General features: G+C 51.2%; 14 protein-coding genes and 1 tRNA gene. 4 read left to right on the top strand and 11 right to left on the bottom strand.

Annotation, left to right across the window (positions count from 1 at the left end; all coding sequences use genetic code 11):
* The coding region (locus IQ256_RS29845; RefSeq protein ID WP_228025259.1) for a hypothetical protein at nucleotides 1-184 on the top strand (184 nt) is incomplete at its 5' end.
* A 273-nt stretch (nucleotides 185-457) separates the two neighbouring features.
* Nucleotides 458-1,225 carry an HAD family hydrolase gene (locus IQ256_RS25175; protein ID WP_193858451.1) on the top strand — a complete coding sequence of 256 codons (768 nt, stop codon included), beginning with the start codon at nucleotides 458-460 and terminating at the stop codon, nucleotides 1,223-1,225.
* Nucleotides 1,226-1,233: 8 nt separating this feature from the next.
* Here the strand turns inward: IQ256_RS25175 and IQ256_RS25170 are convergent, their stop codons facing one another.
* From IQ256_RS25170 to IQ256_RS25150, 5 genes are all read right to left on the bottom strand, one after another.
* Nucleotides 1,234-2,034 carry a sulfite exporter TauE/SafE family protein gene (locus IQ256_RS25170; protein WP_193858450.1) on the bottom strand — a complete coding sequence of 267 codons (801 nt, stop codon included), beginning with the start codon at nucleotides 2,032-2,034 and terminating at the stop codon, nucleotides 1,234-1,236.
* A gap of 141 nt (nucleotides 2,035-2,175) precedes the next feature.
* Nucleotides 2,176-3,693: a cobyric acid synthase CobQ gene (cobQ, locus tag IQ256_RS25165; RefSeq protein WP_193858449.1), complete on the bottom strand. Its 1,518-nt coding sequence runs from the start codon at nucleotides 3,691-3,693 to the stop codon at nucleotides 2,176-2,178.
* A 129-nt stretch (nucleotides 3,694-3,822) separates the two neighbouring features.
* A complete protein-coding gene (locus IQ256_RS25160; RefSeq protein ID WP_228025258.1) occupies nucleotides 3,823-4,209 on the bottom strand; it encodes an Npun_F0494 family protein in 387 nt (128 codons plus the stop codon).
* A 189-nt stretch (nucleotides 4,210-4,398) separates the two neighbouring features.
* Nucleotides 4,399-4,470, bottom strand: a tRNA-Gln gene (locus IQ256_RS25155).
* A gap of 105 nt (nucleotides 4,471-4,575) precedes the next feature.
* Nucleotides 4,576-5,844: a glycosyltransferase family 2 protein gene (locus tag IQ256_RS25150; RefSeq protein ID WP_228025257.1), complete on the bottom strand. Its 1,269-nt coding sequence runs from the start codon at nucleotides 5,842-5,844 to the stop codon at nucleotides 4,576-4,578.
* A gap of 53 nt (nucleotides 5,845-5,897) precedes the next feature.
* Between IQ256_RS25150 and IQ256_RS25145 the strand changes: the two genes are divergently transcribed.
* The gene (locus tag IQ256_RS25145; RefSeq protein ID WP_193858444.1) at nucleotides 5,898-7,106 is read left to right on the top strand and encodes a DNA replication/repair protein RecF; all 1,209 of its coding nucleotides are present in this window, start codon (nucleotides 5,898-5,900) and stop codon (nucleotides 7,104-7,106) included.
* Between the two features lie 62 nt (nucleotides 7,107-7,168).
* Here IQ256_RS25145 and IQ256_RS25140 read toward each other — a convergent pair whose 3' ends face one another.
* The 3 genes from IQ256_RS25140 to hetZ form a co-directional block, all read right to left on the bottom strand.
* On the bottom strand, nucleotides 7,169-8,458 hold the full coding sequence (locus IQ256_RS25140) for an aspartate aminotransferase family protein (protein WP_193858442.1): 1,290 nt from the start codon (nucleotides 8,456-8,458) through the stop codon (nucleotides 7,169-7,171).
* 535 nt (nucleotides 8,459-8,993) lie between these two features.
* Entirely contained in the window at nucleotides 8,994-9,827 is an 834-nt protein-coding gene (locus IQ256_RS25135; protein WP_193858441.1) for a hypothetical protein, read from the bottom strand.
* 289 nt (nucleotides 9,828-10,116) lie between these two features.
* A complete protein-coding gene (gene hetZ, locus IQ256_RS25130) occupies nucleotides 10,117-11,220 on the bottom strand; it encodes a heterocyst differentiation protein HetZ (RefSeq protein WP_193858439.1) in 1,104 nt (367 codons plus the stop codon).
* A gap of 236 nt (nucleotides 11,221-11,456) precedes the next feature.
* Here hetZ and IQ256_RS25125 point away from each other — a divergent pair, with 236 nt between their 5' ends.
* The gene (locus IQ256_RS25125; protein ID WP_193858435.1) at nucleotides 11,457-11,924 is read left to right on the top strand and encodes a hypothetical protein; all 468 of its coding nucleotides are present in this window, start codon (nucleotides 11,457-11,459) and stop codon (nucleotides 11,922-11,924) included.
* 45 nt (nucleotides 11,925-11,969) lie between these two features.
* Here IQ256_RS25125 and IQ256_RS25120 read toward each other — a convergent pair whose 3' ends face one another.
* From IQ256_RS25120 to IQ256_RS25110, 3 genes are all read right to left on the bottom strand, one after another.
* A complete protein-coding gene (locus IQ256_RS25120) occupies nucleotides 11,970-12,182 on the bottom strand; it encodes a chlorophyll a/b-binding protein (protein ID WP_193858434.1) in 213 nt (70 codons plus the stop codon).
* Between the two features lie 119 nt (nucleotides 12,183-12,301).
* Complete coding sequence (locus IQ256_RS25115; RefSeq protein WP_193858433.1) at nucleotides 12,302-13,891, bottom strand: glycoside hydrolase family 57 protein; 1,590 nt, start codon at nucleotides 13,889-13,891, stop codon at nucleotides 12,302-12,304.
* Nucleotides 13,892-14,065: 174 nt separating this feature from the next.
* Nucleotides 14,066-14,759: hypothetical protein (locus tag IQ256_RS25110; protein WP_193858432.1), on the bottom strand; the 694-nt coding region annotated here is incomplete at its 5' end.

Here is a 14,759-nt window from a genome sequence, read left to right as displayed (position 1 = left end):
GCTGTCAGATGCACCCACGCCAGAAATTTCCATATCTATCTCGCTAGAAGCAAGAAAGATATTACCATCGATATTTTTTACTTTCTATGCGATAGGGGGGGATAAAAATAGCCCATCAGATCTCGGCTTTAACAGCAATCGTGACTATTTTGACTATCGGTGCAATATGCGTTCACTTTTGTAGCTGTTTAGCGTCAACATACGAGAAAGCAGAGGGTTCGCTGACTGAGCGGAGTCGTTCGCGGAGCGTCTCCGAAGGCGTTAGTCAAAACACAGCCGGGCTACTCTGCGAGAAGAGCAAAGCTCTACGACTCCGCTCAGCCCTCGGTTTTCGCCCGCACTAAACAGGTACTCACTTTTAGTGAAAGCCTGCGTGAAAGCGAATTCTCCAGGGGATAGGTTCCTTCATTGTTTGACGGTAAAATCAGGCCGGACTTGTTTTATTAGGAGCGATTGCGTGGCCGAACTCAAAGCACTGATCTTCGATGTGGATGGCACTCTAGCCGAGACCGAACGCGACGGACACAGACCTGCGTTTAACCAAGCCTTTGCCGATGCTGGGCTAGATTGGCACTGGTCCACAGAGCGCTATGGAGAGCTGCTAGAAGTCTCGGGCGGTAAGGAGCGCATTCGCGCCTTTATCGAGTCTAAGCCGGATTTTGTCTTGCCAGCTGGATTTAGCGATCTCACTGAATTCATCCGGTCATTGCACGCCACCAAGACGAAGTACTACACGCAGTACGCCATAGAGGGCCGAATCCCTTTGCGACCTGGCGTAGAACGATTGCTCAATGAGGCTAGAGCGCAAGATGTGAGACTGGCGATCGCTACTACCACCACGCCCGCTAACGTCCAGGCGCTGCTCGCTAATACGCTTGGTGTAGAGAGTCTAAACTGGTTTGAAGTAATTGCCGCAGGCGATATGGTCCCTCACAAAAAGCCTGCTCCTGATGTGTTTGAATACGCGCTAGACCACCTGAACTTGCCGCCCGAAAACTGCCTTGGCTTTGAAGATACTAATAACGGTCTGCTCTCAGCGACTCAGACTGGCCTCAAGACCATCATCACTGTCAATGACTACACACACACTCAAGACTTTTCAAAAGCGACGCTAGTCATTAGCGATTTGGGTGAACCTGACGCGCCATTTAAGATGATCTCTGGAGACGTGGGCGACGCTCAATATTTTGATATTGCTTTAGCGCGAAAGATCTGCGAAGCCTGAAATCAGCGCTAGGCACCGCCTACTGTATAGATTGACCATGCCTTCCAGAACGTGTAGATAGACAAGACAACCAGCAGCGCTCTAAATAGCTGAGTCACCGTATTGTCGCTCAGCTTTGGTAGGAATCGAGTGCTAATCTGTACGCCGACTAAACCGCCGACGCCTAGAATCAGTCCTTCGGCCAGACGAATGTTGCCCTGGATGGCGTGACCGATGCAGACAGAGATAGAGGTAATCACAATCACGCCGAGGCTAGTTCGAACTGCTGTTTTAATGCTCTCACCTAGCAGCAAAATCTGTAGCGGTACCAAGATGACGCCGCCGCCGACGCCAAAGAGCCCGGCCATAAACCCAGCAACTGTACCTGTGACTGTCCGAGCGATGCCTGGATTGATTGCAGGACCGATCGCTGCTCTAGACTCGCGAAACTGCGCCTTTTGAATCACTCGCTTTTTGAGTGATACCAGGTACAGGTTGCTTAGCATTAGCAGGCCAAATCCGATGAGCTGCCAGTATTGAGGAATGCCATCTACTAGTAAAGCGGCGATGAACCCGGCGATCGCAGCCGGTATCCCTAATAGCAAAATCTGTCTAGGCTTTAGATAGCCCATCCGCCAGTTCTGGACGCTGCCCGCTGTAGAAGTCACCAGAATCGCCAGGCTGCTAGTCGCGGTTGCCGCATGGCTCTCGAAGCCTAGCTGGAGTAAAACAGGTACTAGCAGCGTACCGCCACCAATTCCTAAGAAACCCGCTAGAATGCCCGAAAATAGGCCCGCCAAAGATAAAAAGACAACCGAGCTAATGGCCACACGTCTACCTAAAATAGTCAATAAAAGCCTAGACGATATCCGCCACTTTTTATAGTTGGCAGGCGAATCGCGGTGGAAGCTGGCAGGGTTCGGCAGGGTATGGAGCGCAAGTTTTAAGTGCAAATTGCCTGAAACCAGTTTCTACAGTGATTTCTTAGTCTCTACACCTGTCTCTTTACCTATGATGGGTGATAAGTCAATATACTCTTCGATCGTGACGGCTAGGCTAGTGAGTAGACTGTCGCGCTGTTCTCGGTAATTAGCGATTCCTGTCGGCATAGAGCCCAGGCCACGCTGCTGCCGCAGCCGATTTAGCCACGCTCGCCGCCAAGGTCCGTTATCAAAAATGCCGTGTAGATAAGTGCCCCACACCGACTGCTCACTATCAACAATGCCTAAACCGCGATCGTCAAAGATAGGCATAAAGGTATTTTCGCCGTCTTCTCCTGAAGACATCACTAGCTGAGTTCGTCCCTGATGAATTTCATAGCCGATCACGGGTAGCCCTTCTTGGGGATATTTAGACGTCACTGTCCGCTGTCTGGCTACTTTTTGGCTGGTGATCACTGTCCGCAGCGGCAATAATCCTAGTCCGTTGAAGCGACCTTCTTGACCTTCTAATCCTTCGGGGTCAGCCAGCATCTGCCCCATGATCTGAAATCCACCGCAGATGCCCATGACCGTACCCCCCGCCGCTGCATAGTTTCTCAGCGCTTCCGCCATCCCGGTCTGCTGCAAGATCAGCAGGTCGGCAATCGTCGTTTTAGTTCCTGGCAAAATTACCGCATCTGGATAGCCCAGCGGGTCTCGCGGTGATAGGTATTTAACGGTGACCGAAGGCTCGGCTTCTAGCGCATCGAAATCGGTAAAGTTAGAGATGCGTGGCAGTCGAATCACCGCCACTGTGATTTCAGATTGAGATTTGGTCGTGGGCCGCTCTAGTAAGGAGAGCGAATCTTCTGCTGGAAAAGCCTCGTCAATCCAGGGAATAACGCCAATGACTGGAATGCCCGTACGCTCTTCTAGCCAGTCGATTCCTGGCTGGAGGATAGAGCGCTGACCCCGAAATTTGTTGATGACGATACCTTTTATCAGCGCTCTTTCGTCTGGTTCTAACAGCTCCAAGGTGCCGACAATATGGGCAAAGACGCCACCGCGCTCAATATCTGCAATCAGCACGGTTGGGGCCTTCAGATAGGACGCTATTCGCATGTTGGCCAGATCACGGTGCTTTAAGTTGATTTCAGCCGGGCTGCCAGCGCCTTCGCAGATTAGCAGGTCAAATTCCTGGCTCAGCCGGGCAATGCTCTCTTGAATGGCCTGCCAGCCAGCACTAAAAAATTCCTCGTAGTATCTCTGCGCTGTTGTGGTGCCAATTGCTCGCCCTTTGAGGATGACCTGTGAAGTCTGGTTTCCCTGCGGCTTGAGCAAGATAGGATTCATTTCCGCTTGGGGTGAGACCCCTGCTGCCCATGCCTGTACTGCCTGGGCGTAGCCAATTTCGGCTCCGGTCGTGCTGACGTACGAGTTTAGCGCCATATTCTGGCCCTTGAACGGAGAAACTCGCCAGCCCTTACGACTCAAAATGCGGCAAAGGGCAGTCACTAGCATGGATTTACCTGCGTGGGAGGTCGTACCCACTACCATTATTGACTTCACAAGTTGTGCCCCTTGTCTGTTTGTACATCCCTCACCTTACCCAAACTTGGTCAATTTGGTACGTCAAAGTAGCCGCCTCAGTGACTATCGCCTGCGGTGAATATGTATGGGCCTAAATGGCATATAGTGTCAAATCAGCCAGTCTGGTAGCCTTAACCACCGAACTACAGCATTCTTAAGGAAATCAGCGAGAGAGGCCCGCTTCTCTGCATCGCCGTTATCCTGCCATTTCTCTACGAGCTGGCGGCCTAAAGGGGTGAGACGAAAGCTATCCGTGAGCCCCTGACCATCGACCTCTCGTCGCAGGATGCCAACCGAGGCTAGCCACATCAGTTCTCTTTCGGTGGCAACGTCGGAAAGTGGCTGCTGGGTATAGCCTTTGAGCGCGCCGCTGTCTTCGGCGATGGTAGGTACGCTGACGCTGCGATCACGCATCGCCGCCAGCAGCTTTAGATAAAATGGAGAGCACCGCACGGCCCTTTCCGCTCGCCGCATAACTGCTGCAGAATACTGCATTGTTGTACTGTTAGCTCGTGTGCCTGCCATCTATGCCTGTGCTTTCGCCGCAAATCTCCACTTAATATAGCGCGCTCTAGCTAGCACTTCTTTTGGGCTCATGGCGCTAGACGGGAGATCTACCAACGGAGGGCATACAAAGCACAAAAGCCGCCCCAACTAATAGTAGGAACAGCTTTTAGCTTCGAGCTGGGGTGCTAGGATTCGAACCTAGGAATGGCGAGACCAAAACCCGCTGCCTTACCACTTGGCGACACCCCATCGCTTTCGCTTGAGTATTGTAGCACCGGCTGTCCGGTTTGCTGCAAGGGGGTTGAGATATTTCTAAGGCCCAAATAACGATAAAATTCGCTACGGAATTTTTTGCTAAGTTCCGGCCATCGGAGACGCCTTTGTAGCGAGCGATCGCCCTTTCCAAGTCCACCCCCAACCGGTCTCTGTTTTAATCATTGAAACGATGGCGATCGCGCTAATAAGCCCTCCTCCTAGCCAACCTAAATACAGATATTTATGCGGTTCACCAATGGCCCTAGCCGCTGCCAGTCGCATAAATAGCTGAATCGTTACCGCCAAAATCGAAAGTACAAGGGCGATGCTAGCAGCCGGCGCATCCAAAGCAAGTCCGAATAGACTGATCACAATGCCAAGCCAGGGCACCACAAAAAGGAGCGCGATCGCCACGGAAGAGGCTACTGCTAAGAACGGATTGCGTCCTCCAGCAGTGTAGAAATTCTTTGTCCACCCTTCCCAAAGACCTGCGAACGAACGATACATGCGAACGCTCACCGCCTCAGTACCTAGGACGTAGCGTAGATTAAAGCCACTCGCTTTGATTACCTTCGCGAGCTCAAAATCTTCTACTGCAATGGTGGCAACGGCTGCATGTCCACCAATTTCTTTATATGCGGCTGCGCGAAACAGCATGAAGGGTCCTGCTGCTGCCGCCTTATCTTGCTGCTTTGGGTCGTTGACGCCTTCAAAGCTAAACCCGACTGCAATCAGTAGCGCCATCAGCGGCTGAACTAGCCACTCTGAAAAGCATCCGCAAACCAGCTTAGGGGCGCAACTGAGTAGATCGCTATTGTATGTTTGAGCGTTAGTCAAGGCGCAGGCGATCGCATCCGCATTCAGCCGGACATCTGCATCGATAAACAAGATATACTCGCTGTCTTCCACTTCCTTAGCCGCCTGCACACAGGCCCAGTTTTTGCCGCGCCAAGGCTGATCAGTCGGACGCGGTGGCACGGTGAGCACCTTCACTCGACCGTCATTTTTAGCGATCTTGTCTGCGGTCGTTCGGGTGCGATCGTTCGACTCGTCATCCGCCACAATCAGCCGCATCTGGGCTCCATCGGGTAGAGCATTTGCCAGTACTGATTCCATGCACCCCGCGATGTTTTCTTCTTCGTTGTAAGCCGGAATAATTACACTTACGCTCGGCAGCTTTGTGGGTAGGTCTTCTAGTAGATCGAGCCGAGGGGCGCTGCGTATGGAGCTTTGAAAGCGCCTGTGAAAATCTAAGTTGGCAATGCAACTGGCGAATAGCAAACCCCAGAATCCCAACCAAGGATCAAACCATCCTGTGATGCCCCAACGTTCTAATGCTTCTATCAATTCTTTGAAACTCCCAATCATTTCATCGCGCATCTTTTGGCTTTGCCATTCCTGCTTACTCTAAACTGAACAGCATGTTCCTCAAGCACCTCTATTTGCAGAACTTTCGCAACTACAGCAGCCAATCTGTAGCTTTTAACGCACCTAAGACGATTCTGCTAGGAGATAACGCTCAGGGAAAATCTAACTTGCTAGAAGCGGTGGAGTTGCTAGCAACCTTAAAATCTCATCGAACGAGTCGCGATCGCGATCTCGTCCGAGAAGGCGAAAGAATCGCCCACATCAAGGCCCAGCTTCAAAAAGAGCTTGCCCCTAGTGAACTTAATCTAGTCCTACGCAACGGCGGGCGCAGAGCTACTGTCCTCAATGGTGAAACGCTTAAGCGGCAACAAGATTTTCTCGGCTCTCTCAACGCAGTTCAATTCTCTAGTCTAGACATCGATCTGGTGCGGGGCGGACCGGGTGAGCGCCGCAACTGGATAGATACGCTGTTGACGCAGCTAGAACCTGTCTACGCCTACATTTTGCAGCAGTATAATCAGGTGCTAAAGCAGCGCAACGCCTTTATCAAGCAGCATACGGATGAAGAAAATAGCTGGCCTCTCGACGCGACGCAAATGGCACTGTGGGATGCTCAGCTTGTCGCTGCTGGGACGAGAGTGATCAGGCGGCGATCACGAGGATTGCAGCGCCTGATTCCTCTGGCTAAATCCTGGCACCAGGCTATCAGCGGCGATACAGAGCAGTTAACGATCACGTACCAGCCGAATATCTCGACCGACACGCCTACCGTAAGCGTGTCTACAGAAGAAGCGCCGCTATTGAAAGATAGTTTGGCAGAGGATTCGCCAGAAGATAAAAAGCATGACGATCCTGACTATATTCAGCAAGCTTTCTTTGAAAAGATCAGGTCGCGGGCGATCGCCGAATATCATCAGCGCACCTCGCTAGCAGGCCCCCATCGAGACGATATTGACTTTTCAATTAATCACACGCCTGCTCGTCAGTACGGATCGCAAGGGCAGCAAAGAACGCTAGTTCTAGCCTTGAAGCTGGCAGAACTAGAGCTGATTGAAGCGGTGATTGGCGAACCACCGCTGCTGTTACTAGACGACGTTTTGGCTGAACTAGATCTAAAGCGTCAAAATCAACTGCTAGAAACGATTGAAGATCGATTTCAAACCCTGATTACCACCACGCATCTAGGTGCTTTTGATGCTAAATGGCTGAAGGAGTCGCAGATTTTGACGGTGCATCAGGGGGCGTTGCTGGAGACTGGCTAAGGCTTTGAACCCTTAACGCTGCACCAGAGACTGGCGCGAGGGAAAGTCGCTAAAGAACTTAATTACTTAGAAAATCCGGCTAATGTCTTATTTAGTAGGCTCAACGCTTTATCCACTTCAGCTTCGCTAACGATAAGCGGTGGAACCAGGCGTACCACTTGGGTTCCGGCTGGAAGGATCAAAAGTCCTTGGTCGAGGGCGGCTTTGACAATATCGATTGCCGCAATGCCGCTATCTGGATTGAGAACCAGGCCGTTGATCAAGCCCCAGCCTCGAACGCCTTGGCACAGTTCAGGATATTTGCTGGCGATCGCCTTGAGTCCTTTTCTAAGCTGCGTGCCACGCGATCGCACATTCTCTAGCACATTCTCTTGTTCTAGCGTCTGACATACCGCCATCGCTACTCCACAGGCAAAGGGATTGCCGCCGAATGTACTGCCATGCTCTCCGGGGCGCAGCACGTCACAGTGATGCTTGGTCAAAATTGCGCCAATCGGAATGCCCCCGCCGAGTGCCTTAGCAGAAGTAAAGACGTCAGGCTCCACGCCCACCGTCTGATAGCCCCACAGATTGCCCGTGCGACCCATGCCCACCTGCACCTCATCTAGAATCAGTAAAATTCCTAGCTGATCGCAAAGCTGACGCACCTGTTTGAAATACACCGGATTGCCAGGGCAGACGCCGCCTTCTCCCTGCATTGGCTCTAGCATCACCGCCGCCACCTGACGCTGATCGGCATCTAGCGTTTCTATCGCCGTTTTCAAAGCGTCAATATCGTTGTACGGCACGTAGTAAAACCCTGGCATCAGCGGGTTGAAGTTCTTCTGGTACTTGGGCTGACCAGTCGCGGTGACGGTGGCGAGGGTTCTGCCATGAAAGCTAGATTTTGCCGTAATCACAATCGGCGCTTCTATGCCCAGCTCGGTGTGTCCGTACTTGCGAGCCAGCTTAATCGCCCCTTCGTTAGCTTCTGCGCCTGAGTTACAGAAAAACACCCGATCGGCGCAAGAATGCTCAGTGAGCCACTGGGCCAGCGCCCCCTGCTCGGGAATGTAATACAGATTCGACACGTGCTGAAGCTTTTGTAGCTGTGCCTTTCCTGCCTCTAGCATGGCCGGATGAGAGTGACCCAGCGCACAGGTCGCAATACCTGCCACAAAATCGAGATATTCATGCCCTTCTAGATCCCACAGACGGCAGCCTTGTCCACGCTCCATTGCAATCGGAAAGCGAGCGTAGGTCGCCATCACGTTTTGGTCAAATTCTGCTGATTGAAAATTTGACTTTTCTGATGTTGAATCTGATGCGGGAGAAACTGATGAAGCGGTGGGCATTAGGGTTTGAGACGTCATGGCAAACGGTTGTTAAAGGATACGGACTTTGAAGGGGACAAGTGTGAGCACTATCTTTTGAGCACTATTTTTGAAGTGTAATTCTGTTTGGTGACATCGCAATAAGCACTTGAGGAAGTACTCGTTTTGGTCAACAATTGTAACGCTACTTCAGGCGGAAGCGATACGCCTTTCATGGTTGAAAGGCGCGACTCGTAGCCAATATGTAGACAGATGCTGACAATGGCTAGCAATAATACTGAAGCCAGATTGACGCTAATGGCCAGCGAGTGAATTTCATAGGCGATCACAGCTATCCATGCCTTCCCTTTGGAAAAGCGCTACAAAAAAGTCTGCTCCAACGTATCGAAGCAGACCTTGACAAGGCAGGTGTTGTTCCTATTTCTAATTGCCCGCTCGGACCTTGCAGCAATTACCTGTGTAGCGTGATCGCAATAGGCCAGATTGATATCAGTCTCGACATGCCAACCGTGAAAGCACCAGCCACGAAAGCGCCAGTTGCAAGGCATCAGTCATAGAAACACTGGTCACAAAACTAGGTGATGGCAAAGGCCGTTTCCAGCGGCTCTTCCAATTTGACTACAAACTTGAGCGCTGTTTCCTCAGATGCCAAGGAGACTTCGAGTAAATAAGTTTTCTGGGGGTCGAGCTTGTCCCAGCTCAGCTCTAGCGAATCAGGCTGTGAGCACAGCGCTTGCTTTTGTGTACTACCGTCCCACAGTTTCACCTGCCCTGCTTCTGGTAGCGTCGCTGTAACTATGAGCTGGCTATCAGCATCCGCTGTGTACTTAGCCGATAGTCTCAGCATCCCGTGGGCAGTGATCCACTCTCTGCTGTCGACGGGCGCTTGCTCAGATAGCGATAGCGTTGTCGCACCTAACATTTCTTGAGCTGCCATCATCAACAGCGCAATTTGCTGCTCTGGGCTAGCAGCCTCATAGTCATCTGCTAGCTGGGTAATTTGGGCTAGCACGGCGGTTTGCGTCTCGCTATCAGAGCGGTAGGCGGGCACCAATACGATATTAGCAATGGGCTCTAGCATATTGCCCTGAGCTGGAAAGAAGGATTCAACCGCACGCACTAGCTGAATTCCCTGCTTGAGCGGTGATAGGACAATATCTTGGCAGCGCTCAAACAAAGCACTGAGCACAGGCGCAGGTAATAGCCCAGGCACCTTCATTGAGCTCAGGTGCTGATTCCAAAGGCGCGCGATCGCGTTGTCAGCTGTAGCTGCATAATCTGCGCTGACGGACTCTGCAATCTCGGCTGGGTATTCGCGCAGCTCTGATTCCCAAGGGAAAAGAGGGGGCGCTTTCTCGTACTCCGACATCAGACGTCGTTTGATTAGAAGATGAAAACGTTCTTGCACAGCGTGGATTTCTCCGAAGTTGAATTGAGGCTAAACGAGTGAACTTAGCTTTTCCCCTGCTGGTCGATAGGCTTACTAGACGTTGTATCAGCTCTGACTTTAAGCGAACAGGCTTGAAGATAAGTTAGCTGATGGATGTAGTGCAATTTCTGGATGGCAGATTTCTGGATGGCATAGAAAAGATCGGGTCAAAGACTCGTGGTGGCCATAGAAGCCTGTTCCTGATCACTATCTGAGTCAATATTCATATGCCAATATGCCAGTCCGGACAAAATTCAGGGATGAGTTTTTACACGTTCCGAATGTCCCAAGCTTTTTCTAATAGGTTAGACCACTGCTTTCTTAGCTGAGTGGCTGTGATGTTCAACTGTTTAGAAATTTCCTGGTCGCTCTGACGCTGCTGCTTCAGTGTCAGAATCTTAGCTTGAACTGGATTCATCTCGGTTTGAAAATGTGTCCACTGACAAGGGGTGAGGCCCAGATTCTTCCATAATTCTGCCCCTAGCCATTCATGAACTAGCTCCCAATCATGTGCGAAAGAAAATTTTAGTAAGTGATATTTGAATCGCTGCTGCAAGTAGTCTCGTTCTCGCGGCGTGATTTGCAAGATGTCCTCTATCTCATGGGTGGGCAGATCGTTCAAACGCAAGCTGAAATAGTCAGCGCAGTCCTGCTGGCCTTTTTCTATGAGGTAGTCCATTAGCTGCTCAACTACCTGGTTTCTGACTGTTTCTTCTCCCTCGTTGCTAGTCTCATCCGTCACCAGCTCCTCACGCAAGCGCTGTAAAGGGGCTGTGCGACCGTGCTCTGTCTCTGTCCCTTCTACAGTCTGCTGAATGTCTACTGCTGTTTCTGGCGGCTGCTGTTTTGAGAAGGTTTGCGTCCGCAGGATAATCAACTGCTGACTGCGACCTCTAGAAAAGTGAATTCGCCGCTTAGCATAGCGCTCTGTGAACGCCATATATTCTGCTAGCTCTAGTAAAGATCGCGGCTGGTAGGTAGCAGTGACTTCGTTCTCTCGTCTAAAAGCATTGATGCTTTCGGCGTAGAAGTTTTGCAGAAAGTCTTCTATCAGCGCAATGCGAGCCTGGTAGCTAGATTGAACCTGCGGTGGTGTCATGTAGCGATAGATGATCGCACTCAAGCTACTGTGCAGCTCTATCCGGCCTCCGGTCGAGCCTAGCTTGGCGTATTTTAGGCACTGTGTCAGCCTAATATCAGCTAAGTTGCTGGCCCAGCCTTCTATGTCACCGGAGTTCTGAATCCGCTGGCTTTCGGCGCAGACGCGGCGTGCTTCCTTTTCAATTCGCCTAGCAACTTCACTGCAGTGTCGAATCGAAGCGTTAGTTTGCTCGCTAAGCTTTTGAGAAAGTCGTTCAAAAAGCGTTTTCACTACTAGCTACACTGGTATCCCTGACGGTTGACCTTTCGGCGAGATCTCTATTGGGTTAGCGAGCTCAGATCGCTGGCTAATAATCAAGATCTGTAGATGAGTAAGCACCAGGTATGAGAATAGACAGATCGCTCCAACTTCTAAACATTCTTCTAGATAGGCTGACCGGATTTTTACATAAGTATTAAATTTGATTAGATACGATTGTCTGACGCCTTTTCTATGACTGCTTTTTTATGACTATTGACCAGCAGCTACAGAGCTTGATCGAGAACGCTCCACCAGAAGCAAATCTCAAGGAGGCAATTCAGGCTGTTTCGCCTGTTATTCGTAATGTTGCCCGCCAGCTTCAGCATCTGGAGTACTACATTTTGCAAACAGTAAATAGACAGTGGCTGCAGGCAACTATTGCCCACAAGGACAACCCGACTCAGCCGAAGCGAGTAATCTATGCCTATGCTTCGCTGAGCAGCGCCGCTGGAGATAAGCTGGCTGCTAGCAATCCCGATCTAATGGCAGTGCCTGTGCCCCTTGCACAGCTCCTGTTTCAGCTACCTTCTATCAGTCCGGTAGATAGCCTGATTTTTCTAGAGACTGAGGCGCGCGATCAGGCTGTGGAGGTACGCCGCGAGGATATGAGGAAGATGTTCCACCGTCGACTTTCACAACGAGTAAAGCCTCAAGCACCACCAGATATTGCTTAGGAGGCGCTTGAGGCTAGCTGTCAATTGGATCTTGAATAAAACTGTCTAGAAAACGTGAGCTGATAAAAGCTCGAAAATAAGTGCAACGAAAAATCCGACCATTGCTAGGCGTCCATTCCAAAGCTCGGCGTAAGGGGTAAACCCTAGACGAGGCTCTGGCTTGTAATATTGAGTGGCGCTGACGCCTAGGGTCTTACTGTTGAGCGCAGTAGAGGCGGTATTAGACTCTACGGGGACAAGCTTTGTTTCGTTTTCCATAACTGCTTGACGATACTTTTCTCTACTTTATCTAAAGATATTATAAGCGATGTAAGGAAAGTTAACTACATTGGTTTGGTGATGTTGGTTCTGGTAGCAGCGATTCTGCAGCATTGGTTCTACAGCGGACGGTAGGTGCGATAGTTGATATTCGGGAAAATATTGTCAATTTCTTCTACTTTTTCTAGCCAGCCTGCGTCTACTTTCTCGGCGCGAATATCTTCCCATAGCTTGTTGAATCGCATTAGATGAGCTCTGGTTCGACGCACCGCATAGGGCACCATCGTGCCTGTCCGCATGATAAAGGCCCAGTCAGATGATTGTGCTAGCAGTAGCTCACGGGCTGCTTGGTTTAACGCCCGCCACTGCAGCTCGTCTGCAGGTTCGCGTCTAGACAGGTCGATCATGCGCTCGGCTGCTTTGTGTAAATGCGGATATATCCAAGCATTGGTCTCGTTTAGCCAATACTCATGGAAGCCCTTGTAGCCCCAGCTAGACTGGGAGGGACGCGCGACTTGCTGAGTCGGATTACTTCTGAGATAGTCCGCTAGGTGGGTCATCTCGTAGGTGCCCTGGTCGTACCAGCTTTTGCGGAACACGTAGTCTAAGAACCAGGGACCTTCGTACCACCAGTGGCCGTATAGCTCTGCGTCGTAGGGTGAAACGACGATCGGCTTGCGCTGAATCATGCTGTGCAGACCCTCAATTTGACGCTCGCGGTTGTAGGAAAAGTTGCCCGCATGCTCAGCGGCTTTTTCCTTGGCCCAGTAAGGGTCGTACCAGGCTTTATCAGATCCGCCTACCTCTTTACCGGTAATTTTGTGGTATTTGATGCCTACATTCTTTCTTTGGCCGTTGGGCATGATGTAGGGCTTGATGTACTCATAGTCGGCATCCCACCCTAGATCGCGGTAGAACTCCCGATATTCTGCAGCGCCTGGATAGCCGACTTTGGAAGACCATACCTGCTGAGAGGATTCGTGATCGCGGCCAAAGGCGGCGACACCTGCTTCGGTATAGATAGGCGCATAGGCACCGTAGCGGGGCCGGGGGCGAGCGTACAAAATGCCGTGACCGTCTGTTAGAAAGTAGCGTAGGCCAGCGTCAGCTAGCATTCGTTCTAGCCCTTCGTAGTAGGCACATTCTGGCAGCCAAATGCCTGAAGGTCGCTGTCCAAAGATCTCTTCGTGGCTCTGGCAGGCGACTTCTATCTGAGCCCAGACCGCTTCGGGATACATCTTCATCAGCGGTAGATAGCCGTGAGTGGCCCCGCAGGTCATGATGTCGAGATTGCCGCTTTCTAGAAACTTGCGAAAGCCTTTGGTTAGATCGCCGTTGTAGCTCTCCCAAACTTCGCGAACATGGGCAAATTCTTTGGCGTAGTATTCGGCTAGATATTTAATGTGGCCGTTGTATTCGTTGCGTTCTATCTCTTTTTCTAGAAGCTCTTCTAGCTGGGTGAGATGAACGTCGTAGCGCTCTTGCAGGAGGGGGTCTCGCAGCATAGCGGCTAGCGGTGGCGTCATGCTCATCGTTAGCTTAAAGTCGATGCCGTCTCGCTTGAGTCCCTCAAACATGGTGAGTAAGGGGACGTAGGTTTCTGTGATGGCCTCGAATAGCCACTCTTCTTCTAGGACAAAGTCGCTCTCGGGATGACGAACGAAGGGAAGATGAGCGTGGAGGACAAGTGCAAGATAACCAATCGACATAAGTGGAAATGCCTACTACAACAGCGCGGCCTAATAGCGAAAGCGACTGATCTAGTAGAGAAATTCGACGCTTAGCACTTAAGTGATTGTACGGCAAAAAACGATCGAAAAATTAGGAAATCTTAAGAATTCTGGCGAGGGATAAAGGCCGATTAGAACCTGGGTTAAGAGCGATTATCTGCTCTGCTGGCAGGTGCCGTCCGGGCTGTACCAGACTAGAGATTCATCGGCTTCTCCTCTCCAGCGCATCCAGCCTTCGGTGACGGTCGAACCTGTTAGAGGTTTGCAAAGGGAAGTGGGGCGGGTGACCTTGACGCGCATCCAGTCGCCGACGATGCTAAGCGGCTCGATCAGGCTGTCTGGGGCAACAAAGCTGAGCATGTTGGGCGCTTCTTGAGGCTGCGATCGCAACGCTTGAGCTTCAGTTCGTTCTAGGAAATACAGCGCTGGCTGCGAACTTAGCAATAGCTCCCATCGCTCGATGACCAGCGGCATGTCGCCTATTTCTAGCTGTGAGGTATGGGCCCAGGCGCTGCCGCCAGTAGTGTACTGCACTTGAAACCAGCCGTCGTCTCGGATCTGGAGAATAGGAAAGGTGTACAGATTCTCGTAGGGCTTGACCATGGCAAAGCCAGCGTCGCGGCCAATGGCAAAAGCAGTCTCGCCCTGAACTAGATACCCTTGGTGAATCCAGCCCCAGTGCGCGCCGCCGGGTGAGGCATACAGCGGTAAGGAAACAGAGGTCAGCCAGTTGACGCTGTCATTGGTGAGCCCTTCTACATAGCGCGGGCGCAGGTGGCCGATACTAGGAATGGCCTCTTCGGTGTCGCCATAGAGATCAAGAATGCCAGAGAGCTCTGGATAGAAG

The sequence above is a fragment of the cf. Phormidesmis sp. LEGE 11477 genome (genome assembly GCF_015207105.1).
In the GTDB taxonomy this organism is placed as follows: Bacteria; Cyanobacteriota; Cyanobacteriia; order Phormidesmidales; family Phormidesmidaceae; genus Phormidesmis.
The sequence above is the reverse complement of the archived record's forward strand: the minus strand, read 5'-3'. Positions and strand labels throughout refer to the sequence as shown.

What these genes read in the sequence shown, in the direction of transcription:
- IQ256_RS25120 (WP_193858434.1), bottom strand. Translation starts at nt 12,182, where the DNA reads ATGGAAAACGAAACAAAGCTTGTCCCCGTAGAGTCTAATACCGCCTCT.
- IQ256_RS25125 (WP_193858435.1), top strand. Translation starts at nt 11,457, where the DNA reads ATGACTATTGACCAGCAGCTACAGAGCTTGATCGAGAACGCTCCACCA.
- IQ256_RS25150 (WP_228025257.1), bottom strand. Translation starts at nt 5,844, where the DNA reads ATGATTGGGAGTTTCAAAGAATTGATAGAAGCATTAGAACGTTGGGGC.
- IQ256_RS25115 (WP_193858433.1), bottom strand. Translation starts at nt 13,891, where the DNA reads ATGTCGATTGGTTATCTTGCACTTGTCCTCCACGCTCATCTTCCCTTC.
- IQ256_RS25140 (WP_193858442.1), bottom strand. Translation starts at nt 8,458, where the DNA reads ATGACGTCTCAAACCCTAATGCCCACCGCTTCATCAGTTTCTCCCGCA.
- IQ256_RS25160 (WP_228025258.1), bottom strand. Translation starts at nt 4,209, where the DNA reads ATGCAGTATTCTGCAGCAGTTATGCGGCGAGCGGAAAGGGCCGTGCGG.
- IQ256_RS25145 (WP_193858444.1), top strand. Translation starts at nt 5,898, where the DNA reads ATGTTCCTCAAGCACCTCTATTTGCAGAACTTTCGCAACTACAGCAGC.